Raw genomic sequence first — 23,161 nt, 5'->3', positions numbered from 1 at the left:
CTCCTCTGTTATTTTTCTTTCTTTCTGATGACAAACTGCGCTCTAGCATCCTTAATCGCACGTTCTTCTTGGCGACGTCTACGCTTGTTGTCTCGGCGCACGCTATCTTTTCGTTTTTTGTCTTTGAATGGATAGTTTTGGCGCTCTTTTTTGTTACTTTTTTTCTTTCTTTTGGTGACAAGCTCTTCCTCAAAGAAGATTTCCTCTGGCTCATGGTTCTCAAGTACAAAGTAAGCACAGCCAAAGTTACAATATTCATTGAGGTAGTCTTCTAGTCTTGTGATGTTTTTGTTTTCCTTGCCTTTAGGTGTTTTTTTGTAAAAACCTCTTAGGCGCAGCTGTTCATTGCCCCAATCACCGACGATATAGTCATACTTGAGGAGCACTTCTGAAAAGCGTTGCGTAAAGGCAGTGGCATCAAAAGCTGATTTTTCATTGTCAATCAAGCTAAACTCATAACTGTCACTTTTTACCTTGTCACCGACAAGCACAAACTGCGGTCCAGGAAACTTGTTGTAGTTATACATCTCTTCTGAGATTTCCTTACGCATAAGACTCCTCTCTAGTCACTAGATTTTAAAACGTTTTGACGATGTATTTTTCGATGACCTCTCGTAGCAAGTCGGGAAAAAGGAGCTGTGCTGGATAGGCTTTGAGTGCCTCAAAGTAGCGTGCAAAGACATACTGATCCACAAGCACCAAGCGCAGCTTCTCCTTTTTGGCAATATGACTATTATACACTATTTCATGATTTTTGTAAGTAAAACCTTTTTGGACAATATCGCCAAAAACACGCCCTCGAAAGCCCATGCCACGGATTTTTTCATTTTTGAGAAAAAGGGCTTCGCTGTAAATATCCTGACAAATCTCTAAAAGAGCTGCCTTGTCGATCTCGACAACAGCGAGTCTCATCTGGTGAGGCAGGCTCTTTTGCAAGCTATCTCGACTCAACTCCTTGACAAAAGGTGTCACCACCAAGCCAGAATTGATAATCACCACATCAGCCTTAGCATAGTCAAGCATAGCAGCCATAACCAGCTGACAACTCTTCTCAAGGTCAAAATCCTCTGTAAAGGTCTTTATCGGATATTTTTGCAGCAGTCGGTGCCCTTCATCCTCTAAGTGAGAAACAAATGCGTCATCTCCAGTCTGACTAGACAAACACCTAGTCTCATGCGCTGTGATGTCGATATCCTCTAGTTTGTGGTCGTCAAAAAAGAGGTTAATCTCACCGACATACTGCCCGTACTTGCCAGCCGCAGCTAGATAAGTCGTACCCAGCTGTTTGCCCTCTTCAAAAACATGGTGCGTATGAGCACCAATGATAAGGTCAACCGCCCCAAAGCTCTCAGCAATCTTCTCATCATAGCGAATGCCCAAATGACTCATGACAATGCGAAAATCAGCTGCCTTTACCTCAGGACGTTCGAGGTCTTGTGCCAAACAAGCCAGCGGGTCAAGCACCTGCCAGCCATTTGGCTCATAAGTCGCCGTGTAGGGAAAGGTGTAAGCGAGAAAAGCAATAGTCGTGCTCTTCTTGGTCTTGTAAAGATGATAAGGCTGCGCCCAACTAGGTCTTTGCCCTTGACTTTCTAGGTTTCCTAAAATGAGCTGAAACTGCGCTGTGTCATAGACATGGTTGAGTACATCTTTAGATAAGCCGATGCCTTCATTGTTGCCGATAGTCGCTAGTTGAATGCCAAGGTCATTCATCAAACTGACATTTGCTCTACCTAGCGTCGCGTCTGTCAGCGGATGGCTTCTGTCGATATTGTCCCCAAGGTCCAGCGTTAGGGTCTCTACTTGCTCACTAGAGCGCTTCTCCTCAAAAAAGCGCTTGATTTTCGGGTAAGCCTCAAAATGGGAATGCAAATCATTGATATGTAATAAACGGATATGCTCGCTCATGACGCCTCCCTTCCTCTAGCACTGCTGTAAAAGCTAGACTTCTTTTCCTTTATAAACAAAACGAATATGTGAAAAATCGCTATCCTCCTGCTTGTCCGCCATAAAGGCTGCCGCTTCTTTTTTGACCTGGACAAGGTCAATGCCTTGCGCTGTCGCACCGTAGACGCAGCCACAGTAGCACTGGCGGTAGATGTCATACTCTTCACACATCTCAACTGAGCGCAGATAGCCCTTGTTTTTCTTAAAATCGCTGGGCAAGTACTTCGTCGCATAGACTTTTTGGACATCAATACCAATCGAGTTGATGGTCTGCGCATTTTTGTGCGGGCTGATGGTCAGTGCTGAGCCAAAGTAGTCAAAACTAAGCTCCACCGCTTTTTGCGCCGTTTTATCTAAACGATAGTCAAAGCAGACCTTACAACGGTCGCCCCCTTCTGGCTCAGCCTCTAGCCCACGCACAATCTTGACAAATTCATTTGGCTGATAGCTCTCCGCTAAAAACTGCACGTGATTGCCTGTGCGCTCATTAAAATCACTGACAAACTTCTTAGTGACATACTCACGCTTTTCATACTCTGCTTTTGGATGAATATTTGAGTTGGCAAAGTAAATGGTCACATCCGCATACTGCGTCAAATACTCTAAAGTATAGGTCGAGCAAGGAGCACAGCAGACATGCATCAAAATCTTTGGTCGTACGGTCTCTCTTTGCCAGACCTTAACCATCTGCTGCATGACACGGTCGTAGTTTATCTTTTGATTGGGGTTCATCTTTGACAGAACCTCAGTCACGTTAATCATGGCTGAACCTTCTAGCCCACTTAGTCCTTTCATCATCTCTCGTCCTTATTTTGTATTTTTTAGATAATCAATTGCTTCTTGAAGCGTTGTGACAGGGACAATCTTCATGTCTGTTCCAATCTTTTTGGCTGCTTCTTTGGCTTCTTCGTAGTTAGTTTTAGCGCTTGGGTCTTTCTTTTTGACTGCTTTGTCTACTGGATTATTTGGCACAAAGAAAATCTCCGCACCAGCCTGCGCCGCTGAGATGACCTTGAGCCCTGCTCCGCCGATATCACCAACAGAACCATCAGACTCAATAGTTCCCGTTCCTGCAATCACACGTCCATTGCGCAGATTTTCCCCAGACACCTGGTCATAAATGGCTAAAGTAAACATCAAGCCAGCGCTAGGTCCTCCGACACCTTCTGTTGAAAAGGCGACTTTGACAGGAGAGTTGACCTCTGTGTGGTCCGTTAGCCCAATACCAATCCCGTTTTTACCGTTGCTGAGTTTGACGATTTTACCTTCTGCGGTCTTACTCTTGCCGTCTGATGTATAGCTGACGCTCACTTTATCGCCCAGCTTCAAGCCACCCACATAGTCAATCAACTCTTTTGAACTCTCAAAGATCTTACCATTGACACCTGTCACTGTATCTGCAATCTGCAAGACATCTTTAAAGGTCGAGTTGTCTGCGACATTGAGCACATAAACGCCCTTGTAGTCCATGGTGACTTCTTTACCAGCGAGTTTTAGAGCTTGGTAAATAGCTGTGTTTTGCGAGCTCTCCATGTAAAACTGGTTGATACGGATATAGTCCTCGTTGCTGTAGCCGCCTGTCGTGTCCTGCTCTGTCTCGATAACCGTATCTGGTGTCGCTAGAGCGTAGAGGAGCTGGGCTAGAGTGGCTTGACTGACACCAACTGCCACAAAGTTATAAGACCCTTTTTGGCTATCTTCTTTGCCATTGACGGTCAAGACGGACTTGATGTCAAAAGCACCACCAGGCATTTCAACATAATAAGGAAGTGGCACAAAAAGGCTAAAGAGGACAAAAACGACTGCGATAATACCAACTAGCCACCACTTAAATCGCTGCCAAAAGGACTTCTTTTTTTCTTGCTTACTTGTCATAGCTTTTATTATTCTCCATTTCTACTAGGACACTCTTTGGCACAAAGGGCGTAATATCCGCACCAAAATGTATCAACTCCCGAACACGACTAGAACTCACATGAGAAAGCTCTGGCTTTGCCAATAAAAAAACACTCTCAATGCTGTCTTCTAAGTGATGGTTGAAAAAAGCGAGCTCAGCCTCATAATCCAAGTCCTTGCTGCTACGTAAACCACGCACCAGATGTGTCACACCTAGCCTTCTTGCCACATCAACAGCCAGCTCATCTCGTGCCATAATCACCTCGACATTTGGCAAAGGCGCTAGCGCTTCTTTGAGCATGTGCATACGCTCCTCCATGGTAAAAAGACCGGTCTTTGCCAGATTAGCAAAAAGCCCAACATAGAGCTTGTCAAACAGCTTACTGCTGCGTGTCAGCAGATCGATGTGCCCCAGAGTCACAGGGTCAAAAGACCCTGTAAAGAGACCTATTTTTTCAGTCATTTATCATCTCCACTAAAGTAAAACCATAACACCATGACAATGATGAAAAGACCAGTCAACTGACTAGGCTTCAAACCATTGGCTACAAAGTCCAAGAAAAAAGGTAAGCTTAAAAGCACAGCCATCAATAGATAGATCGGGTCTTTGCTACGAGACAGAGCACCTGTTCCCTCTTGATTTTTCAAATGAAAATGTTTTAGATATTGCTCCAAGCGATTGAGCCGATACAAAAGGTAAATCAGCACTATCACCATCACAATCACTATAAAAACAAGCCCCCTCATATCCATAACGCTCTCCTAGCTCACATAGACACTGACTTTACTGATACCGTAGGTCTTTTGCTTCCATAGCTCAACTGAAGCAATCGTCTTTGGAAGCTCAACCGCCTTATCCGTCTCACAGACAATCATAGCCTCTTTGGCAAGAAGTCCTCTCTCCTCTAAGTGTTCAATGGTCTTTACAATTTCTTCCTTGGCATAGGGTGGGTCAAGTAAGACCAAGTCAAACACTCCATCCAACAAATCCAAGGCTTTATTTGCCTCCATTTTCAGAAACTGAAACTGACTGGACGCTTTTGTCATCTTGATATTTTCCAGGATAATAGCTTGCGCTTTGCGATTACGCTCTACAAGTACAGCCTCTGTCATGCCCCGAGAAATCGCCTCTATGGCAAGGCTGCCACTGCCTGCGTACAAATCCAAAACACGACCCCCCTCAAAGTAAGGACCAATCATATTAAAAATAGCGCCCTTGACCTTATCCGTCGTTGGGCGTGTCGTCTGACCCGCCAAGGTCTTTAGCGGACGACCACCAAATGTTCCTGCTACTACTCTCATGCTATCTATTATAACACAATGTTAGAGCGTTTCCTATCTCAAGTGAGATTTATCCTGTGGAAACAAAATGCAAAAAACAGCAAATCGTTTTGACTTACTGTTTGATAACTTTTAATAATCCGTAATCTCTGCTCGGTCGTGGATACAGCTTTGCTTGCCCTGACGGCTCTTGAGGACATCTGCGACGTCTTCTGGTGTAACGTCAGTCTCAACTAGCATGACCGCCAAATGATAGAGCAGGTCAGCAGTTTCATTTGCAATCTCATCCTTGTCGGCATTTTTAGCAGCGATGATAACCTCGCTACTTTCTTCGCCCACTTTTTTTAAAATCTTGTCCAAGCCCTTGTCAAACAAATAGTTGGTGTAAGAGCCTTCCTTGGGCTTGTTTTTGCGATTTTTAGCTTCTTGATAAAGATTTTCTAGCATAATCTCTCCTTATAAAATCTGGTTGAAAAAGCATGAAGTAGCACCAGTATGGCAGGCAGAACCGCCCACCTGCTCCACCTCAATCAACAAGGTGTCACAATCACAGTCGGTCTTGATAGACTTGACATTTTGGAAATGCCCGCTGGTCGCCCCCTTGTGCCAAAGCTCATCACGACTGCGACTGTAGTACCACATTTGCCCAGTCTCTAGGGTCTTTTGGTAACTCTCCTCATTGAGATAAGCCAACATCAAAACGTCCTTGGTCTCATGGTCAAGGATAATAGCTGGAATCAAGCCAGCTTGCTTATCAAAGTCAAGTTTTATCATCGTCTCACCTCCACACCTGCCTGCGCTAGAGCTTCTTTGAGACGTGGAATCTCAATCTCTCCGTAATGAAAGACAGAGGCAGCAAGCGCACCTGTCACACTGGTCTTTTCAAAAACATCCGTGAAGTCGGCAACGCTCCCGACGCCACCTGAGGCGATAATAGGCAGTTGTGTGACTTTACTTACTGCTTGGTAGAGCTCTAAGTCAAATCCTGACTTGGTGCCGTCCTTGTCCATGGAGGTGATGAGAAGCTCACCCGCTCCTAGAGCAGTCACTTCTTTGACCCAGTCAATCAGATCTAGCCCTGTGTCCTTGCGACCGCCAGCCACATAGACATGCCAAGTGCCATCTGGCTGACGTTTGCCGTCAATAGCAACGACCACGCACTGATTGCCAAACTTTTGCGCACAGTCAGCGATGAGCTGAGGATTGTAGACAGCTGAAGAGTTGATAGCGACCTTGTCAGCGCCAGCCCTCAGCATAGCTTGCATATCCGCCACACTGCGAATGCCGCCGCCCACTGTAAAAGGGATAAAGACTTGACTCGCCACACGCTCCACCACATCCACCATCGTAGCTCGATTATCACTGGTTGCTGTAATATCAAGGAAAACCAGCTCATCACAGCCCGCTTCGTAATAAGCACGAGCGCTGTCCACAGGGTCACCAACGTCGGTCAGATTGACAAAATTAACCCCCTTGACCACACGACCGTCCTTGACATCAAGGCAGGGAATGATCCGCTTGGCTAACATGACGTCACCTCCTTAAGCTCGTCAAGGCTGATATTGCCGTTATAGTAAGCTTTGCCGACAATAGTCCCAGCGACACCTAGCTGCGCCAGCTTATCCAAGTCGCTCTTGGCATGAATGCCACCTGAAGCTATGACACGAGCTGTCGTCAACTTATCCACAAGCTGCGTGTAGTGTTCAAAGTTTGGACCTGTCAGCGTGCCATCTCTATCCACATCTGTGTAGACAAACAAGGTCACGCCCAGCTTTTCCATCTCAAGGGCAAGGTCAATAAAATGCACTTGACTGGTCTCAAGCCAGCCTTCCGTTGCCACACGACCAGCTTTAGCGTCAATGCCCACCACAATCTTGTCAGCACCAAAGGTCTCAAGCGCCTGCTTGACAAAATCTGGGCTTTTCACCGCCATAGAACCAATGATGACACGATCAATCCCCACCGCCAGATAATCCTCAATCTGCGACAGCGTGCGAATGCCACCGCCAACCTCGATACCTAGCCCCGTCTCACGCTTGATTTGCGCAATCAAGTCACGATTAGTCGCACGACCGTCCACAGCACCGTCCAAGTCCACCATATGGATAAACTGGATACCTGCTTCCTTAAAGGTCTGTGCCTGCGCTAAAACATCTTGATTGACCACGGTTTCTTGGGCGAAGTCTCCCTTGACCAAGCGCACCGCACGCCCTCCTCTAATATCAATCGCTGGTAAAATTTGCATCCACAACCTCCTTAAATCGCTTCAAAATCATCAAGCCAACCTCGCCAGATTTTTCTGGGTGAAATTGTGCCCCGTAAACCTTACCACGTGAAATCATGGCTGGTACTTCCATGCTGTACTGGCTAGTGGCATTTAAAAACTCGGGCGCCACATCAGTATAGTAACTGTGGACAAAGTAAACCGACTGACCGTCCAAATCTCTAGTCAATGCATTATCCTGCTGAATAGCCAGCTGGTTCCAGCCCATGTGAGGAACAGGATAGCCTGCTTTTTCAGGAATGAGGCGGCAAGTGCCCGCAATCAAGCCCAAGCCCTTAGTTGGTCTGTGCTCCAAGCTCTCATCTAGTAGCAACTGCATGCCTAGACAAATGCCCAGAAGCGGTGTGCCTTGTGCGACAGCCTGCTTGATGACCTCCACCAAGACCCAGTCACTCAAGCGCTCCATTGCCGCTGGAAAAGCACCAACCCCTGGTAAAATCAAACCATCCGCCTGCAAAATGTCTTCTTTGTCTCTTGAGAGCTTGGCTGAAACACCCACCTTATCTAAAGCTCGCAGGACATTTGCGGTATTGCCCGCATCGTAGTCAATGACAATCATCACAGCATTCCTTTCGTTGAGTTGACCCCATGTATCTCTGGGTTGATCGTGACGGCTTCTCTTAGCGCACGCCCTGTGGCTTTAAAAAGGCTTTCTGACTTGTGGTGGTTGTTCTTACCGTGCAAGATTTTCAAGTGCAGGTTCATTTGCAGATTAAAGGCTAGCGCTTGGAAAAATTCCTCCACCAGCTCAGTATCAAAATTACCCAGCCGTGGATTGGTAAACTCACAGTCAAAGACCAGATAGCTGCGCCCAGACAGGTCAAGACTTGTCATGCCCAAGGTCTCATCCATCGGTACAAAACTGGTACCATAGCGGTTAATGCCTGCCTTGTCGCCCAGCGCTTCTCTTAGCGCCTGCCCTAGGACAATGCCCACATCCTCAACAGTGTGGTGACTGTCCACCCAAAGGTCGCCATCCACTGCCACCTCCAGGCTCAGACGCCCATGACGGGCAAACAGCGTCAGCATATGGTCAAAAAAACCGACACCTGTCTGAATATCCACAGGCTCTTGGCTGTCTAGATTGACCTTGAGTTTGATTTTAGTTTCTGCAGTGTTGCGTTCGATACTGGCTTGTCTCATGATGTCTCCTTTTCTTGTCTGATTTCAATGGCTCGTGCATGAGCGGCTAAGCCCTCAGCGTAGGCTAGTAGGGTGATGTCGGTGCTGGCTTTTCTGACAGCTTCCTTACTGTACTGGGTGTATTGCATGCGCTTGACAAAGTCATGCACTCCAAGCGCTGAGTAGAAGCGAGCGGTGCCTGATGTCGGCAGGACATGATTGGTCCCCGCATAGTAGTCCCCAATCGGCTCACTGGTGTAGTGACCAAGGAAAATGGAACCCGCATGCTCAATCAAGTCCAGATAATCGTAAGCATCGTCCAGTGCCACCTCCAAGTGCTCTGGCGCCACCTCATTCATGAGGGCAAACATCTCCTCTACCGTTTCTGTGATGATGATACAGCCGTGATTGTCCAGCGCTTTTTGGGCAATGTCCCTGCGTGGCAGAGTGGCTAGCTGCCTCTCCAGCTCTTTTTCCACCGCATCCGCAAAGGTTTCAGAATTGGTCACTAAAATGGCACGCGCTAGCACATCATGCTCCGCTTGAGACAGCAAGTCTGCTGCGACAAATCGAGCATTGGCTGAATCGTCCGCAATAACGCCAATCTCAGACGGACCAGCAATCATGTCAATCCCGACCAGACCAAAGACCTGCTTTTTAGCGGTCGCTACAAAGATATTTCCAGGACCTGTGATTTTATCAACCTTGGGAATCGTCTCCGTCCCAAAGGCAAGCGCTGCGATACCTTGCGCCCCACCGACTTGGAAAATCTTGTCCACACCAGCTAGACTCGCTGCCACCAAGATAGCAGGATTAAAGTGCTTTTGCGGTGGTGTAATCATGATAATCTCCTTGACACCTGCAATCTTGGCTGGCAGGACATTCATGAGGACAGACGATGGATAGGCAGCCGTACCACCTGGGACGTAAACACCCACACGTGATAGTGGACGCACCAGCTGACCACGGATAACACCGTCACTTGGGCGGTCCTCAAAGCCTGTCTCAAGCTGCTGTCTGTGATAGCTTTCGATATTAGCTTTGGCGTTTTTGAGAGCGCCTAGAACCGCTGGGGCAACTTCGTCAAAAGCTTGTTGGATTTGCTTTTCTCCTACCTCAAGACTGGTCAAAGTCATCTTGTCAAACTGCTGGCTGTAGGCATAGAGCGCCTCATCTCCCTTTTCACGCACAGAGGCAAGGATGTCTGCCACAGCTTCATCCACTTTTGTCTGATTTTCTTGACTTTTGAGGCGGTCTGCTACCAACTGCGCTACAATGTCATCTTGTTTTCCGACTAAACGTTTCATCAAATGCTTGCTCCTTTCTGCCAACGATACTTTCAATCTTCTTGATAAATGCAATCACTTCTGGCTTGTTTTTGATAGCCGCTTGATTGGCAATCAACCGTGCGGAGATACGGCAAATGTCCTCAAACTCCACCAAGCCATTTGCCACAAGGGTCGAGCCCGTCTCCACAATATCCACAATAGCATCTGCAAGACCTAGAACAGGGGCAATTTCCACCGACCCTTGAATGGCGATGATTTCCACATCTTCTCCTTTTTTATGGAAATGCTGGCGCGCCACCTGTGGATATTTGGTAGCAATGCGCTTGCGCTTATGGTCTTGCGGATTGTAGCTAGGCACTGAAGCTACTGCAAATTTACACAATCCAAAGTTGAGATCCAGCACTTCTAGCACCCCTGTCGCATACTCAATCAGCAAGTCCTTGCCCACAATGCCCAAATCCGCCACCCCGTGGCGCACATAAGTCGCCACATCAGGCGCTTTGACCAAAAGAAAGCGAAAGGCTTGATCAGGGCTTTCAAAGATGAGGTGCCGTCCCTTATCTTGCATAAAAGACATGTCAAAGCCCACCTGAGTCAGCAAATCCACCGTACTTTTTTCAATCCGCCCTTTCGTCAGAGCAATCGTAATCGTCATCTCAATCTCCTTTCTCAAAAGTCAGCTGGTCATGAATGGCTTGATAAACAGCGTCAATGTCAATCGCCCAGCCCACCGCTGTTAGCTCTGTCGCCCCAAAGCGCTCAAAGAGATGGTCATACCTCCCACCAGACAAAAAAGCATGGGGCACATGAGCGTCAAAGACCCGAAACATCAAGCCATTATAGTAAGGCATGCTAGCCACCTGCGCCAAATCAAGCGCCACACTTGCTAAGTCGTCCTCCTGCCTTAAAACCTGCTCCAGCTCATCAAAGACAGCAAGCAAGGTCTCATCGTCTGTCAACTGTCGTGCCGTCTCAAGCACCACATGGCCTTTTCCAAACAGATAAGGCAACTCACGGATAAAAGCGTCAAAAGGACTAGGATTGTCCACTGTAAAACCATAAAGCCCTGTGATATTTTTATTGGCAATCAAGTTTTTTAGTTCAGCCGTCTTTACCTCATCTAATTGCAAAGTGGTAAAAAGGTGTTGTAAAATCTTAGCATGTGAAAATTCAAATGTGTAGTTAGTGACACCTGTAGCACGCAGAGCTGCGTTGGCGGTCTCAATCGCCTCACGCACCGCTAAGCTCGCCTCGTAGCCCACAAGCTCAATCCCTGCCTGCGTGCTTTCATTTTCAAGCCCACGCAAATCCTCATGACGTCTGAAAACCTTGCCCGAATAAGAAAACTTAATCGGTGGCTTAACCTGTGTCGAAGCAATGAGGCGCCCAATCTGACTGGTCACATCAGGACGAAGCGTTAGAAGCGCCCCATCTGCACCAAAAAAGTTGTACTGGTCTGTCGCCACACGGTCAGAAAACACCTCAAAATGCTCAATCGTCGGCGTCTCAATCCGATTGAACCCACGACCAATCAGCAAATCACTAATGGTTCGCTCAATCTCATAAGACGCTCGTGCCCGCTTGAAAAGCTTATCATGCATGCCTATCGGCAAAGTTGTCTTATTCATTCCGTCCTCCTTCTAGCGCATTAAGTACCGCAAGCACCTGCTTCATCTCCTTGTCCGTCCCGATAGAAATCCGCAAGTAATCCCTGATACGCTCCACTTTTGGAAAATAGCGCACATAGATATGCTTACGCTCTAGCGCTTCAAAAACTTCTTTTGCGACTTGCCTTGGCTTTGCGAGGACAAAATTTGCTTGACTAGGCACCACTTTCCAGCCCAAGTCCGCTAAACTTCTGCTAAACCAGTCCCTAGTTCTTGCTATCTGTTGACAAGTCTTTTCATAGTAGCCCCAGTCCTCCACCGCAGCTGTTGCCAAAGCTTCTGCCAAACTATCCACCGCATAAGGATTAACCGAATTTTTGACCGCCTCCATGACGGCTATCAATCGACGACTCCCAATACCATAGCCCACACGAAGCCCTGCTAGACTAGCGTCCTTTGAAAACGTCCGTGTGATAAAGAGATTGTCGTACTTATCCAGTAAGGAAATCGCTGTCTGCCCACCAAAGTTGATATAAGCCTCATCCACAATCACCACCACATCTGGGTGCGCTCTTAGCAAACTCTCTAGCTCATCAAGACCTTTAAACCGTCCAGTCGGAGCATTGGGATTAGCAATGATAACACCGCCACATTCTCCAACATAGTCTGAAAAATCAATCTCAAAGTCATCCGTCAACGGCACTTCTTCATAAGGCACATGATAGAGCTCCCCCCAAACCTTGTAAAAACCATAGGTCAAGTCTGGAAATTTGACAGGCAGGCTACTATTGAAAAAAGACAGGAAAGCTTGCGACAAGATATCATCAGAGCCATTTCCCACGATGAGTTGCTCGCTTGACACCCCCAACTGCTGTGCTAAAGCCCCCTTAAGCTCTGCCTGATCTAAACTAGAATAGCGAGCTAAAGACTTAGCGTCAAAAGCCTGCAAGCTCTCTATTACCCTTGGGCTAGGGGGATAGGCATTTTCATTGGTATTCAGCTTTATCATCTTTTGGTCAGCAGGTTGTTTTCCCGCCACGTAAGGCGCTATCTGTCGTAATCCTCTTATCTCTGTCATAGCCAGCTCCTCTTTCTTCTCTTCATTCAGCGATAGTTTGAAAAAACAAACAAAAACGCCCTCGCAAAAAAACTTTTGCAAGGACGTTTCCACGTGGTCCCACCTCGATTTAGCCAACTGTCACCAGCTGACCCTCTGGAAGTCTATCAACTTCTAGCGTGATAACGACCGCCAACCGTCAAACACTACTCGTATTCTTTCGCATCTGCACTCAAGAATGTGTATCTAAGACTCACATGCACTCTCAGCAACCATGCACTCTCTGTCCAAATCGTCTCAGACGTTTTTCTCTCTTCGCTTTGATTTAGATAATATTTTACCGAAATTTCTGAAAAATGCAAGCTAAAAACAGAATTTTCTCAAAAAATATTATATTTAACAAATGCGTAACTAAAAAACCAAGACTACGAAAGTCCTGGTTTGCCTATCTTTTCTTTAGAGAATATTGCTAAATTTCTCAACAACATCTTTTGGCCACACACTTGATTGCACTTCACCAATGTGTTTTTTACGGAGTAAGAACATCGCCAAACGAGATTGACCGATACCACCACCGATAGTTAGCGGGAAGAACCCTCTAAGGAGTGTACGGTGCCATTCCAACTCTAGTCTGTCCTCATCACCTGTTATAGCGACTTGACGACGAAGTGCGTCCTCATCAACACGGATTCCCATTGAAGAAATCTCAAAAGCAGCTCCTAAGGCATCATTCCATACAAGAATATCACCGTTCAACCCTTTATAACCATTTTCAGATTCACTGGTCCAGTCATCGTAGTCCGGTGCACGACCGTCATGAGGTTTGCCATCAGCAAGCTCACCACCGATACCAATCAAGAAGACAGCTCCGTACTCTTTACAAATAGCATTTTCACGCTCTTTAGGAGTAAGCTCAGGATAGCGCTCTACAAGCTCCTCAGTGTGGATAAAAGTGATTTGTTTTGGCAATACAGACTCAATATCAAAGCGGGCTTCCACAGCCAACTCTGTCAAACGAATAGCTTTGTAAATCTTTTCAACCGTTTCTTTCAAGTAAGTAATATCACGTCTACCATCAGGAATAACCTTTTCCCAATCCCATTGATCAACATAGACAGAGTGCGTTTGGTCAAGAGAATCCTCATCTGGACGAAGCGCCTTCATGTGTACAAAGAGCCCTTCTCCCTCATTAAAACCAAAACGAGCTAAGGTATGACGTTTCCACTTTGCTAGTGAATGCACGACTTCAAACTCAGCATCTGGGATTTGTAAAACCTTGACAGATACTGGATGTTCAACACCTGAAAGATTATCTTGCATACCATCCCCGACTTGGCTGAGAATTGGTCCTTGAACTTCGACCAACTCAAGCTTATCAATCAAATACTGCGTGAACGTATTTTTGACAAAAGAAATCTCCTGTTGTTGATGAATGAAACTTTTTTTCATGCTTTCTGCTCCTTTTCTATCAAGATTCTTAAAGTATTACTAAAATAAGATAAAGCTATTATACACCTATTTGCATAAAATGAAAAGCTATTTTTGGAATTTTTTTGAAAATGACGCAAAAACTAGCGAATATTCTCTAACATCCTAGTTGTCACTACTCAAGAAAACCTTTGAAAACAGCTGCCAAATCCCCTGTCATATGCCGAATGCTGCGCACACTCTTGACACCTTTACTTTGTAAAAAAGCTAAACTATACTCATCATCAGAAAATTGTTTTACCAATTTCAAAGTCAGACAAGAAAGATGATTATCCATCTCTTCTCTAGCAACAACACGGCAAAGATAGCGCAGCGACTTTATAGGAGCAGTCATATAAATCCCAACAATATCACCAACATCAAGCTTGTTTTTTACAGTCCAGTCAATTTGACCCGTTTTTGAAAAATCAGAATCAATGTCATACACTTTAGGATTAGCTGGAATAAGCCAAAATCTATCGTTTCCACAATCCTCCCCGTGCCTAGGCATTACCAATTGACGACTAGCATCTAGAAGCTCAAAAAGCACATCATCTTCTAAACTATCATCCAAAACAATGGAAACCCAACTTTTCTTAGACATATGATAAGCAGGATAAACGCCATTTTTATTGAGGAGGTGCGACATCTGATTAGTAGGGACCTTGATGTTCACAACCTCGACCAGTTTATCTCCTCCTTCACTATCTAATTTGCTAAATGCTAAAGGCAAGAACAAGGCATACCATTTCCCACCAACACGAAACGAAATGTAATCTGGATATTTCTCAAAAGGACAATCAAATACATCACCATAAGTAGAACTTAAATAATCTAAAATACGATTTGCCTGTGCGCTCATAAATAACTCATCCACAAAGCAAGTATCCGCAATCTTTTGTAAAATACCTTGATAATCTTGACGTACCTGACCGACAAATGTCGTATTCTCACTAGCCACACGCAAAGGAAGATAGTCCTCACCTAATTCTAAGTCAAACACCCGCCCACTAACATGCCCACTCCTATCTACTATAACCTGAGCCTCAAACATGTCATCCATAAAGCGTTCGCTATAAATAAAGTCTCCTTCATCCATTTTCACAAACCCTTTATCCACAAGTTTATCAAAGCAAACCTTCTTTTTTGCAAAAACTATATCTTCTATCATTTACTTGTCCTACCTTACTCTCTCCATAATAACATAAAATCATCAATACACAAAAAACGAAGCCAATGTGACTTCGTTTTTTCCTCTATATAGTCCGTACGGGATTCGAACCCGTGTTACCGCCGTGAAAAGGCGGTGTCTTAACCCCTTGACCAACGGACCACAATAACATCGAACGCAAGGTGATGTTCTACCACTGAACTACGTTCGCAAATGCCGGCTACATGACTTGAACACGCGACCCTCTGATTACAAATCAGATGCTCTACCAACTGAGCTAAGCCGGCTACTCTTTCTAATGCGGGTGAAGGGACTTGAACCCCCACGCCGTTAAGCGCCAGATCCTAAATCTGGTGCGTCTGCCAATTCCGCCACACCCGCATATCATGACCCGTACTGGGCTCGAACCAGTGACCCTCTGATTAAAAGTCAGATGCTCTACCAACTGAGCTAACGAGTCTTTTCTCTACGGTCCCGACGGGAATCGAACCCGCGATCTTCGCCGTGACAGGGCGACGTGATAACCGCTACACCACGGGACCTACTTATGGGAGTTAACGGGATCGAACCGCTGACCCTCTGCTTGTAAGGCAGATGCTCTCCCAGCTGAGCTAAACTCCCTATAGCCAAGCGACTACCATATCTAACAGGGGGCAACCCCCAACTACATCAGGCGTTCTAGGGCTTAACTACTGTGTTCGGCATGGGAACAGGTGTATCTCCTAGGCTATCGTCACTTAACTATTGAATAGATCTCTTGTCTACTCAAAATTGAATAACTATCTAAACAAGTTAACCTTACGCTACTTCTTTATGACTCTTTGGATAAGTCCTCGAGCTATTAGTATTAGTCCGCTACATGTGTCACCACACTTACACTCCTAACCTATCTACCTGATCATCTCTCAGGGCTCTTACTGATATAAAATCATGGGAAATCTCATCTTGAGGTGGGCTTCACACTTAGATGCTTTCAGCGTTTATCCCTTCCCTACATAGCTACCCAGCGATGCCCTTGGCAGGACAACTGGTACACCAGCGGTAAGTCCACTCTGGTCCTCTCGTACTAGGAGCAGATCCTCTCAAATTTCCTACGCCCGCGACGGATAGGGACCGAACTGTCTCACGACGTTCTGAACCCAGCTCGCGTGCCGCTTTAATGGGCGAACAGCCCAACCCTTGGGACCGACTACAGCCCCAGGATGCGACGAGCCGACATCGAGGTGCCAAACCTCCCCGTCGATGTGAACTCTTGGGGGAGATAAGCCTGTTATCCCCAGGGTAGCTTTTATCCGTTGAGCGATGGCCCTTCCATACGGAACCACCGGATCACTAAGCCCGACTTTCGTCCCTGCTCGAGTTGTAGCTCTCGCAGTCAAGCTCCCTTATACCTTTACACTCTGCGAATGATTTCCAACCATTCTGAGGGAACCTTTGGGCGCCTCCGTTACCTTTTAGGAGGCGACCGCCCCAGTCAAACTGCCCGTCAGACACTGTCTCCGATAGGGATAACCTATCTAGGTTAGAGTAGCCATAACACAAGGGTAGTATCCCAACAACGCCTCCATTGAGACTGGCGTCCCAATTTCATAGGCTCCTACCTATCCTGTACATGTGGTACAGATACTCAATATCAAACTGCAGTAAAGCTCCATGGGGTCTTTCCGTCCTGTCGCGGGTAACCTGCATCTTCACAGGTACTAAAATTTCACCGAGTCTCTCGTTGAGACAGTGCCCAAATCATTACGCCTTTCGTGCGGGTCGGAACTTACCCGACAAGGAATTTCGCTACCTTAGGACCGTTATAGTTACGGCCGCCGTTTACTGGGGCTTCAATTCAGATCTTCGCTAAAAGCTAAACCCTCCTCTTAACCTTCCAGCACCGGGCAGGCGTCACCCCCTATACATCATCTTACGATTTAGCAGAGAGCTGTGTTTTTGATAAACAGTTGCTTGGGCCTATTCACTGCGGCTGACTTAAAGCCAGCGCCCCTTCTCCCGAAGTTACGGGGCCATTTTGCCGAGTTCCTTAACGAGAGTTCTCTCGCTCACCTGAGGCTACTCGCCTCGACTACCTGTGTCGGTTTGCGGTACGGGTAGTGTATGATTAACGCTAGAAGCTTTTCTTGGCAGTGTGACATCACTCACTTCGCTACTAAACTTCGCTCCCCATCACAGCTTGGTGTTATAGATATAAGCATTTGACTCATATCACACCTCACTGCTTAGCCCAGCACTTCCAATCGCTGGGACAAGTTAGCCTACTGCGTCCCTCCATCACTTCATACACTAGTACAGGAATATCAACCTGTTGGCCATCGGATACACCTTTCGGTCTCTCCTTAGGTCCCGACTAACCCAGGGCGGACGAGCCTTCCCCTGGAAACCTTAGTCTTACGGTGGATGGGATTCTCACCCATCTTTCGCTACTCATACCGGCATTCTCACTTCTATGCGTTCCAGCGCTCCTCACGGTACACCTTCAACACACATAGAACGCTCTCCTACCATCCCCTAAGGGATCCACAGCTTCGGTAAATTGTTTTAGCCCCGGTACATTTTCGGCGCAGGGTCACTCGACTAGTGAGCTATTACGCACTCTTTGAATGAATAGCTGCTTCTAAGCTAACATCCTAGTTGTCTGTGCAACCCCACATCCTTTTCCACTTAACAATTATTTTGGGACCTTAGCTGGTGGTCTGGGCTGTTTCCCTTTCGACTACGGATCTTAGCACTCGCAGTCTGACTGCCGATTATATCTCATTGGCATTCGGAGTTTATCTGAGATTGGTAATCCGGGATGGACCCCTCACCCAAACAGTGCTCTACCTCCAAGAGACTTAACATCGACGCTAGCCCTAAAGCTATTTCGGAGAGAACCAGCTATCTCCAAGTTCGTTTGGAATTTCTCCGCTACCCACAAGTCATCCAAGCACTTTTCAACGTGCCCTGGTTCGGGCCTCCAGTGAGTTTTACCTCACCTTCACCCTGCTCATGGGTAGGTCACATGGTTTCGGGTCTACGACATGATACTAAGTCGCCCTATTAAGACTCGGTTTCCCTACGGCTCCGTCTCTTCAACTTAACCTCGCATCATATCGTAACTCGCCGGTTCATTCTACAAAAGGCACGCTCTCACCCATTAACGGGCTCGAACTTGTTGTAGGCACACGGTTTCAGGTTCTATTTCACTCCCCTTCCGGGGTACTTTTCACCTTTCCCTCACGGTACTGGTTCACTATCGGTCACTAGAGAGTATTTAGGGTTAGGAGATGGTCCTCCCAGATTCCGACGGGATTTCTCGTGTCCCGCCGTACTCAGGATACTGCTAGGTATAATCACTATTTCGACTACGAGGCTTTTACTCTCTTTGGCTCATCTTTCCAGATGACTCGTCTATAATCATTAAGTCCACATTGCAGTCCTACAACCCCAAAGAGTAAACTCTTTGGTTTGCCCTCTTACCGTTTCGCTCGCCGCTACTAAGGCAATCGCTTTTGCTTTCTCTTCCTGCAGCTACTTAGATGTTTCAGTTCACTGCGTCTTCCCTCCTACACCTTAACAGTGTAGGATACTAACCATTAGTTAGTGGGTTCCCCCATTCGGACATCCCTGGATCAGCGCTTACTTACAGCTCCCCAAAGCATTTCGTCGTTAGTCACGTCCTTCATCGGCTTCTAGTGCCAAGGCATCCACCGTGCGCCCTTATTAACTTAACCTTATTTGGTCTATTGACCTTAAACTCATTAAATCACAGCGTTTCGGTTTATTTTCTTGTTGCTATTTGATAGTTATTCAATTTTCAATGGACAATCTAGAATCTTACGATTCTATGGAGCCTAGCGGGATCGAACCGCTGACCTCCTGCGTGCAAAGCAGGCGCTCTCCCAGCTGAGCTAAGGCCCCACAAGACCTCTCAAAACTAAACAAGACAATGTACAGTTCCGTTTTTTCCTTAGAAAGGAGGTGATCCAGCCGCACCTTCCGATACGGCTACCTTGTTACGACTTCACCCCAATCATCTATCCCACCTTAGGCGGCTGGCTCCTAAAAGGTTACCTCACCGACTTCGGGTGTTACAAACTCTCGTGGTGTGACGGGCGGTGTGTACAAGGCCCGGGAACGTATTCACCGCGGCGTGCTGATCCGCGATTACTAGCGATTCCGACTTCATGTAGGCGAGTTGCAGCCTACAATCCGAACTGAGACTGGCTTTAAGAGATTAGCTTGCCGTCACCGACTTGCGACTCGTTGTACCAGCCATTGTAGCACGTGTGTAGCCCAGGTCATAAGGGGCATGATGATTTGACGTCATCCCCACCTTCCTCCGGTTTATTACCGGCAGTCTCGCTAGAGTGCCCAACTGAATGATGGCAACTAACAATAAGGGTTGCGCTCGTTGCGGGACTTAACCCAACATCTCACGACACGAGCTGACGACAACCATGCACCACCTGTCACCGGTGTGCCGAAGCAAAATCCTATCTCTAGGACGGGCACCGGGATGTCAAGACCTGGTAAGGTTCTTCGCGTTGCTTCGAATTAAACCACATGCTCCACCGCTTGTGCGGGCCCCCGTCAATTCCTTTGAGTTTCAACCTTGCGGTCGTACTCCCCAGGCGGAGTGCTTAATGCGTTAGCTGCGGCACTGAGTCCCGGAAAGGACCCAACACCTAGCACTCATCGTTTACGGCGTGGACTACCAGGGTATCTAATCCTGTTTGCTCCCCACGCTTTCGAGCCTCAGCGTCAGTTACAGACCAGAGAGCCGCTTTCGCCACCGGTGTTCCTCCATATATCTACGCATTTCACCGCTACACATGGAATTCCACTCTCCCCTTCTGCACTCAAGTCTCACAGTTTCCAAAGCGTACAATGGTTAAGCCACTGCCTTTAACTTCAGACTTATGAAACCGCCTGCGCTCGCTTTACGCCCAATAAATCCGGACAACGCTCGGGACCTACGTATTACCGCGGCTGCTGGCACGTAGTTAGCCGTCCCTTTCTGGTAAGATACCGTCACGACATGGATTTTCCACTCCCACATCCGTTCTTCTCTTACAACAGAGCTTTACGATCCGAAAACCTTCTTCACTCACGCGGCGTTGCTCGGTCAGGGTTGCCCCCATTGCCGAAGATTCCCTACTGCTGCCTCCCGTAGGAGTCTGGGCCGTGTCTCAGTCCCAGTGTGGCCGATCACCCTCTCAGGTCGGCTATGTATCGTCGCCTTGGTAAGCCGTTACCTTACCAACTAGCTAATACAACGCAGGTCCATCTGATAGTGGAGCAATTGCCCCTTTTAAACTAATAACATGTGTTATTACCTCTTATGCGGTATTAGCTATCGTTTCCAATAGTTATCCCCCGCTATCAGGCAGGTTACCTACGCGTTACTCACCCGTTCGCAACTCATCCAGAAGAAGCAAGCTTCTCCCTTCAGCGTTCTACTTGCATGTATTAGGCACGCCGCCAGCGTTCGTCCTGAGCCAGGATCAAACTCTCATTTAAATCATGATTTGTTTGAGTCTTCACTCATTCTGTTCTCTGACAGATTTATTTTTGACTTCTTTAAGAAGCCCTGCACATCGTCTTGTTCAGTTCTCAAAGGTCTTTGTCTCTCAAGAGACAACTTCTATATTCTATCAAACTTTTAATAGCTTGTCAACACTTTTTTTGAAGTTTTTTCAACCTCTCGTGTTAACGTCCTCTCGTTTGACAGCTATATTAGTTTATCAAACTTCATCTACACTGTCAATAACTTTTTTAATCTTTTTTATAAAAAAATGAAAAAAGGCCCTAAGGTCTTTTCTCTTAGTCTATCGCGATATAGCGGCGAGCCCCAGAATAACTGATATAGGAAAGCCACTCATAGCCGTCTGAGATGACCGTTTTATCATAGCGGACACTGCTGCCGGCATCGTAATAGGCGATATCGCTGCTGGATTGTTGGGGTGCGTTCTTGATCCCGTGGCGGCTAGTGAAGGTGTAGGTGCCGCTGGTTGAGAGTGTACTTGATGGTGATGGGGTTGACTGCACAGATGGGGATGAGGTTACGGTGCTTGCCCCCAGGTCCTTGAAGTGGATGTAGCCGGACACTTGGCTTTTATGGAAGCTGCGGCGGTAGTATTTCTCGGGACCTTGGCCGCAATCGTAGTTGTACTCCTCAATGGTGACAGTATCGCCATTGACTTCTGCCACCCAGGCCACATGTCCATAGCCTCCTGCGCCGTTAACGCCAGCTGAGAACCAAGCGACGGAACCGACAGCGGGAGTCATGTCTACGCGGTAGCCTTGGCTTCTAGCCACACTGCCCCAACTGATGGCATTGCCATACCCGCCAGGGAGGCTAAAGCCATTAGCGCTGCTTAGTCTGAAGGCGACGAAGGATGTACACTGTCTTAGGTACATGCCCCAGCTATCGGCGCCGTAGCCACTCTTCCACTGGTTCGGGTAGTTATCACCAAGTACTGCGGCTTCGCTAGTAGTGTTTAGGGCTAGGCTACTGCCTAGCAGGCTTAGTAATAATAGGCTTTTGTATTTTGCTTTCATATATCCTCCTCGTATTACTTATTCGAAAAGGAATAGGAAACATAAAGGAAAACACATAAAAAAGCCAACCTAGAGGGTGGCTTTTGGGGGTTAGTCGCTAACAGTGAAACGATTTGTCATTAGGTTGCTAGAGTCAAACAAGACTTTATTTAACAGCTTTTGCGTTTCTTCTTGAATATAGTCGCTCATTGCTTGGTTTTCTGCTTCAAAGTCAACTGTTTCACCTGCAGCTAGCGCAGCATCTACTTTACCAATCATAGCATGACCTTGTGCCATAGTCTTTTCAATATAGTCGTCAAGCTGCCCTTCATGCTGATGGAAGTGAGCGTCTGCTAGACCTGCAATCAAACGGCTTGTCCAGTAAAAGCTATCTGTTGAGACATTTTCACTTGTATTGGCAAAGTAATCTGGCGTTTTAGTGACCTGCGTGAAGAAAGGAACTGAGGTCGCAAATGGCATTGATCCGTAGGAAAGCCATTGGATACCTGTTGTTTCGTGAGGTTGATTGGGACGCAGCTGTAAAATCGCTGTCTGGCTGGTACGATTGATACCAATTGGACGAAAAGCTTTTTGACTAACAGTATCTCCTTCTGGTCCATAAGGATCAAAAATCGTGTCTTGATAGTGGTTGCTGAGCACATACTTGACATCTTCAACGGTCACCTTACGATACGGTTTTTGACACCAAGGAATGAAAAAGCTCTTAGGATCTTGCTCTATTTCTGGGTTCAAAAAGCGCTGAATTGCCCAGCTTCTTGGGGTATTGTAATGTCTGTCTTTGTCACGTTGGCTACCAAAAGCGTAGCGTGGATTAAAGTGCTCATTTGAATAGGTCAAGTCTAAGTGATGTTTGGCAATAAAATCACGAAGATCACTAGAATGAAGGTAGTCGTTAGGATTATTAAACTCAAAATAGTCTATGCCGAGTTGGTTAGAGTTGGTCACATAGGCGTCATCTGGGACACGTCTAGCAATCCAGTGATGTCCACCAATCGTCTCAAGCCACCAAATCTCATCACAATCTGAAAAGGCAATCCCATTACTCTCATAGGTTCCATATTTTTCCAAAATAGAACCAAGAAGCTCAACGCCCTCACGTGCACTATGAATATATGGAAGAACCAGTGTCAGCATATCTTCCTCACCAATTCCTGATGGCACCAAGGGGTCAGCGCCAAGCACTCTAGCATTTGTCGTGATGGTCTCAGTGGCACTCATAGCAACATTCACAGCGTTAATCCCTGCTTCTCCCCAAATACCGTCTTTGCCTAGGGCGTCTGGTACGGAGGTATAGCGCATAGGATTGTCTGGTAAATCCATCTCAAAAGTGGATAAGACTGATTTGTAGTGGCGAGGTTGGTCCTCTGGATTGACTACAATAAATTTTTTAGGCGTAAATTCGCCGTTTTGCGAATCTTCTGTTCTAGCGATAAGGGTTGAGCCGTCATAAGACGCTTTTTTCCCAACTAAAATCGTCGTACAAGCCATACA

20 protein-coding genes, 7 tRNA genes, 3 rRNA genes and 1 pseudogene are annotated in these 23,161 nt (G+C 46.7%); all 31 read right to left on the bottom strand.

Annotated features, from left to right (window positions below):
• Positions 1-8: 8 nt before the first annotated feature.
• The 31 genes and pseudogenes from G5B60_RS02785 to G5B60_RS02635 all read right to left on the bottom strand — a co-directional run bounded on the left by G5B60_RS02785 (position 9) and on the right by G5B60_RS02635 (position 23,158).
• Positions 9-551 (bottom strand): YutD family protein, encoded by a 543-nt coding sequence (locus tag G5B60_RS02785; RefSeq protein ID WP_164682523.1) that lies wholly within the window; start codon positions 549-551, stop codon positions 9-11.
• Between the two features lie 25 nt (positions 552-576).
• Positions 577-1,908, bottom strand: a complete 1,332-nt coding sequence (locus G5B60_RS02780; RefSeq protein ID WP_164682521.1) for a bifunctional metallophosphatase/5'-nucleotidase — start codon at positions 1,906-1,908, stop codon at positions 577-579.
• 33 nt (positions 1,909-1,941) lie between these two features.
• Positions 1,942-2,709: an epoxyqueuosine reductase QueH gene (locus G5B60_RS02775; RefSeq protein ID WP_164684119.1), complete on the bottom strand. Its 768-nt coding sequence runs from the start codon at positions 2,707-2,709 to the stop codon at positions 1,942-1,944.
• A gap of 45 nt (positions 2,710-2,754) precedes the next feature.
• Complete coding sequence (locus G5B60_RS02770) at positions 2,755-3,822, bottom strand: SepM family pheromone-processing serine protease (RefSeq protein ID WP_164682519.1); 1,068 nt, start codon at positions 3,820-3,822, stop codon at positions 2,755-2,757.
• A complete protein-coding gene (coaD, locus tag G5B60_RS02765) occupies positions 3,812-4,306 on the bottom strand; it encodes a pantetheine-phosphate adenylyltransferase (RefSeq protein WP_164682517.1) in 495 nt (164 codons plus the stop codon). Before coaD ends, G5B60_RS02770 begins: the two co-directional genes overlap by 11 nt.
• Positions 4,303-4,596: a hypothetical protein gene (locus tag G5B60_RS02760; RefSeq protein ID WP_164682515.1), complete on the bottom strand. Its 294-nt coding sequence runs from the start codon at positions 4,594-4,596 to the stop codon at positions 4,303-4,305. The genes coaD and G5B60_RS02760 overlap by 4 nt, the downstream gene beginning before the upstream one ends.
• Positions 4,597-4,605: 9 nt before the next feature.
• On the bottom strand, positions 4,606-5,145 hold the full coding sequence (rsmD, locus tag G5B60_RS02755; protein ID WP_164682513.1) for a 16S rRNA (guanine(966)-N(2))-methyltransferase RsmD: 540 nt from the start codon (positions 5,143-5,145) through the stop codon (positions 4,606-4,608).
• Between the two features lie 111 nt (positions 5,146-5,256).
• Entirely contained in the window at positions 5,257-5,571 is a 315-nt protein-coding gene (gene hisE / locus G5B60_RS02750) for a phosphoribosyl-ATP diphosphatase (protein WP_164682511.1), read from the bottom strand.
• A gap of 9 nt (positions 5,572-5,580) precedes the next feature.
• On the bottom strand, positions 5,581-5,898 hold the full coding sequence (hisI, locus tag G5B60_RS02745) for a phosphoribosyl-AMP cyclohydrolase (RefSeq protein WP_164682509.1): 318 nt from the start codon (positions 5,896-5,898) through the stop codon (positions 5,581-5,583).
• Positions 5,895-6,653: an imidazole glycerol phosphate synthase subunit HisF gene (gene hisF / locus G5B60_RS02740; protein ID WP_164682507.1), complete on the bottom strand. Its 759-nt coding sequence runs from the start codon at positions 6,651-6,653 to the stop codon at positions 5,895-5,897. Before hisF ends, hisI begins: the two co-directional genes overlap by 4 nt.
• On the bottom strand, positions 6,647-7,369 hold the full coding sequence (hisA, locus tag G5B60_RS02735; RefSeq protein ID WP_164682505.1) for a 1-(5-phosphoribosyl)-5-[(5-phosphoribosylamino)methylideneamino]imidazole-4-carboxamide isomerase: 723 nt from the start codon (positions 7,367-7,369) through the stop codon (positions 6,647-6,649). The genes hisF and hisA overlap by 7 nt, the downstream gene beginning before the upstream one ends.
• Complete coding sequence (hisH, locus tag G5B60_RS02730; RefSeq protein WP_164682503.1) at positions 7,347-7,970, bottom strand: imidazole glycerol phosphate synthase subunit HisH; 624 nt, start codon at positions 7,968-7,970, stop codon at positions 7,347-7,349. Before hisH ends, hisA begins: the two co-directional genes overlap by 23 nt.
• The gene (hisB, locus tag G5B60_RS02725) at positions 7,967-8,551 is read right to left on the bottom strand and encodes an imidazoleglycerol-phosphate dehydratase HisB (RefSeq protein WP_164682501.1); all 585 of its coding nucleotides are present in this window, start codon (positions 8,549-8,551) and stop codon (positions 7,967-7,969) included. Before hisB ends, hisH begins: the two co-directional genes overlap by 4 nt.
• Positions 8,548-9,837 carry a histidinol dehydrogenase gene (hisD, locus tag G5B60_RS02720; protein WP_164684116.1) on the bottom strand — a complete coding sequence of 430 codons (1,290 nt, stop codon included), beginning with the start codon at positions 9,835-9,837 and terminating at the stop codon, positions 8,548-8,550. The genes hisB and hisD overlap by 4 nt, the downstream gene beginning before the upstream one ends.
• A complete protein-coding gene (hisG, locus tag G5B60_RS02715) occupies positions 9,809-10,474 on the bottom strand; it encodes an ATP phosphoribosyltransferase (protein WP_421038683.1) in 666 nt (221 codons plus the stop codon). Before hisG ends, hisD begins: the two co-directional genes overlap by 29 nt.
• A gap of 1 nt (position 10,475) precedes the next feature.
• Complete coding sequence (locus G5B60_RS02710) at positions 10,476-11,447, bottom strand: ATP phosphoribosyltransferase regulatory subunit (RefSeq protein ID WP_164682499.1); 972 nt, start codon at positions 11,445-11,447, stop codon at positions 10,476-10,478.
• Positions 11,440-12,504, bottom strand: a complete 1,065-nt coding sequence (gene hisC / locus G5B60_RS02705) for a histidinol-phosphate transaminase (RefSeq protein ID WP_164682497.1) — start codon at positions 12,502-12,504, stop codon at positions 11,440-11,442. Before hisC ends, G5B60_RS02710 begins: the two co-directional genes overlap by 8 nt.
• A 435-nt stretch (positions 12,505-12,939) precedes the next feature.
• Entirely contained in the window at positions 12,940-13,932 is a 993-nt protein-coding gene (gene asnA, locus G5B60_RS02700) for an aspartate--ammonia ligase (RefSeq protein ID WP_164682495.1), read from the bottom strand.
• A 154-nt stretch (positions 13,933-14,086) separates the two neighbouring features.
• Entirely contained in the window at positions 14,087-15,121 is a 1,035-nt protein-coding gene (locus G5B60_RS02695) for an MmcQ/YjbR family DNA-binding protein (protein ID WP_164682493.1), read from the bottom strand.
• A 90-nt stretch (positions 15,122-15,211) separates the two neighbouring features.
• Positions 15,212-15,283, bottom strand: a tRNA-Glu gene (locus G5B60_RS02690).
• Between the two features lie 52 nt (positions 15,284-15,335).
• Positions 15,336-15,408, bottom strand: a tRNA-Thr gene (locus G5B60_RS02685).
• A 12-nt stretch (positions 15,409-15,420) separates the two neighbouring features.
• A tRNA-Leu gene (locus G5B60_RS02680) sits at positions 15,421-15,502 on the bottom strand.
• A gap of 6 nt (positions 15,503-15,508) precedes the next feature.
• A tRNA-Lys gene (locus tag G5B60_RS02675) sits at positions 15,509-15,581 on the bottom strand.
• Positions 15,582-15,590: 9 nt separating this feature from the next.
• Positions 15,591-15,663 (bottom strand) — tRNA-Asp (locus G5B60_RS02670).
• Between the two features lie 6 nt (positions 15,664-15,669).
• Positions 15,670-15,742: transfer RNA gene (locus G5B60_RS02665), tRNA-Val, on the bottom strand.
• Between the two features lie 4 nt (positions 15,743-15,746).
• Positions 15,747-15,862, bottom strand: a 5S ribosomal RNA gene (gene rrf, locus G5B60_RS02660).
• An 80-nt stretch (positions 15,863-15,942) separates the two neighbouring features.
• Positions 15,943-18,840, bottom strand: a 23S ribosomal RNA gene (locus tag G5B60_RS02655).
• 114 nt (positions 18,841-18,954) lie between these two features.
• Positions 18,955-19,027: transfer RNA gene (locus G5B60_RS02650), tRNA-Ala, on the bottom strand.
• Positions 19,028-19,080: 53 nt separating this feature from the next.
• Positions 19,081-20,629, bottom strand: a 16S ribosomal RNA gene (locus G5B60_RS02645).
• Together the 16S, 23S and 5S rRNA genes with 7 tRNA genes alongside form the textbook arrangement of a ribosomal RNA operon.
• A gap of 309 nt (positions 20,630-20,938) precedes the next feature.
• Positions 20,939-21,670: pseudogene (locus G5B60_RS02640) on the bottom strand (CHAP domain-containing protein); the annotation flags it as partial.
• 90 nt (positions 21,671-21,760) lie between these two features.
• Positions 21,761-23,158, bottom strand: coding sequence for a C69 family dipeptidase (locus G5B60_RS02635; RefSeq protein WP_164682489.1), 1,398 nt, complete (start codon positions 23,156-23,158; stop codon positions 21,761-21,763).
• Positions 23,159-23,161: the final 3 nt, after the last annotated feature.

It is taken from the genome of Streptococcus hyointestinalis, from assembly GCF_011039275.1.
In the GTDB taxonomy this organism is placed as follows: Bacteria; Bacillota; Bacilli; order Lactobacillales; family Streptococcaceae; genus Streptococcus; species Streptococcus hyointestinalis_A.
Note: the sequence above shows the minus strand (reverse complement) of the source record. Positions and strands in the feature narration are given on the sequence as shown.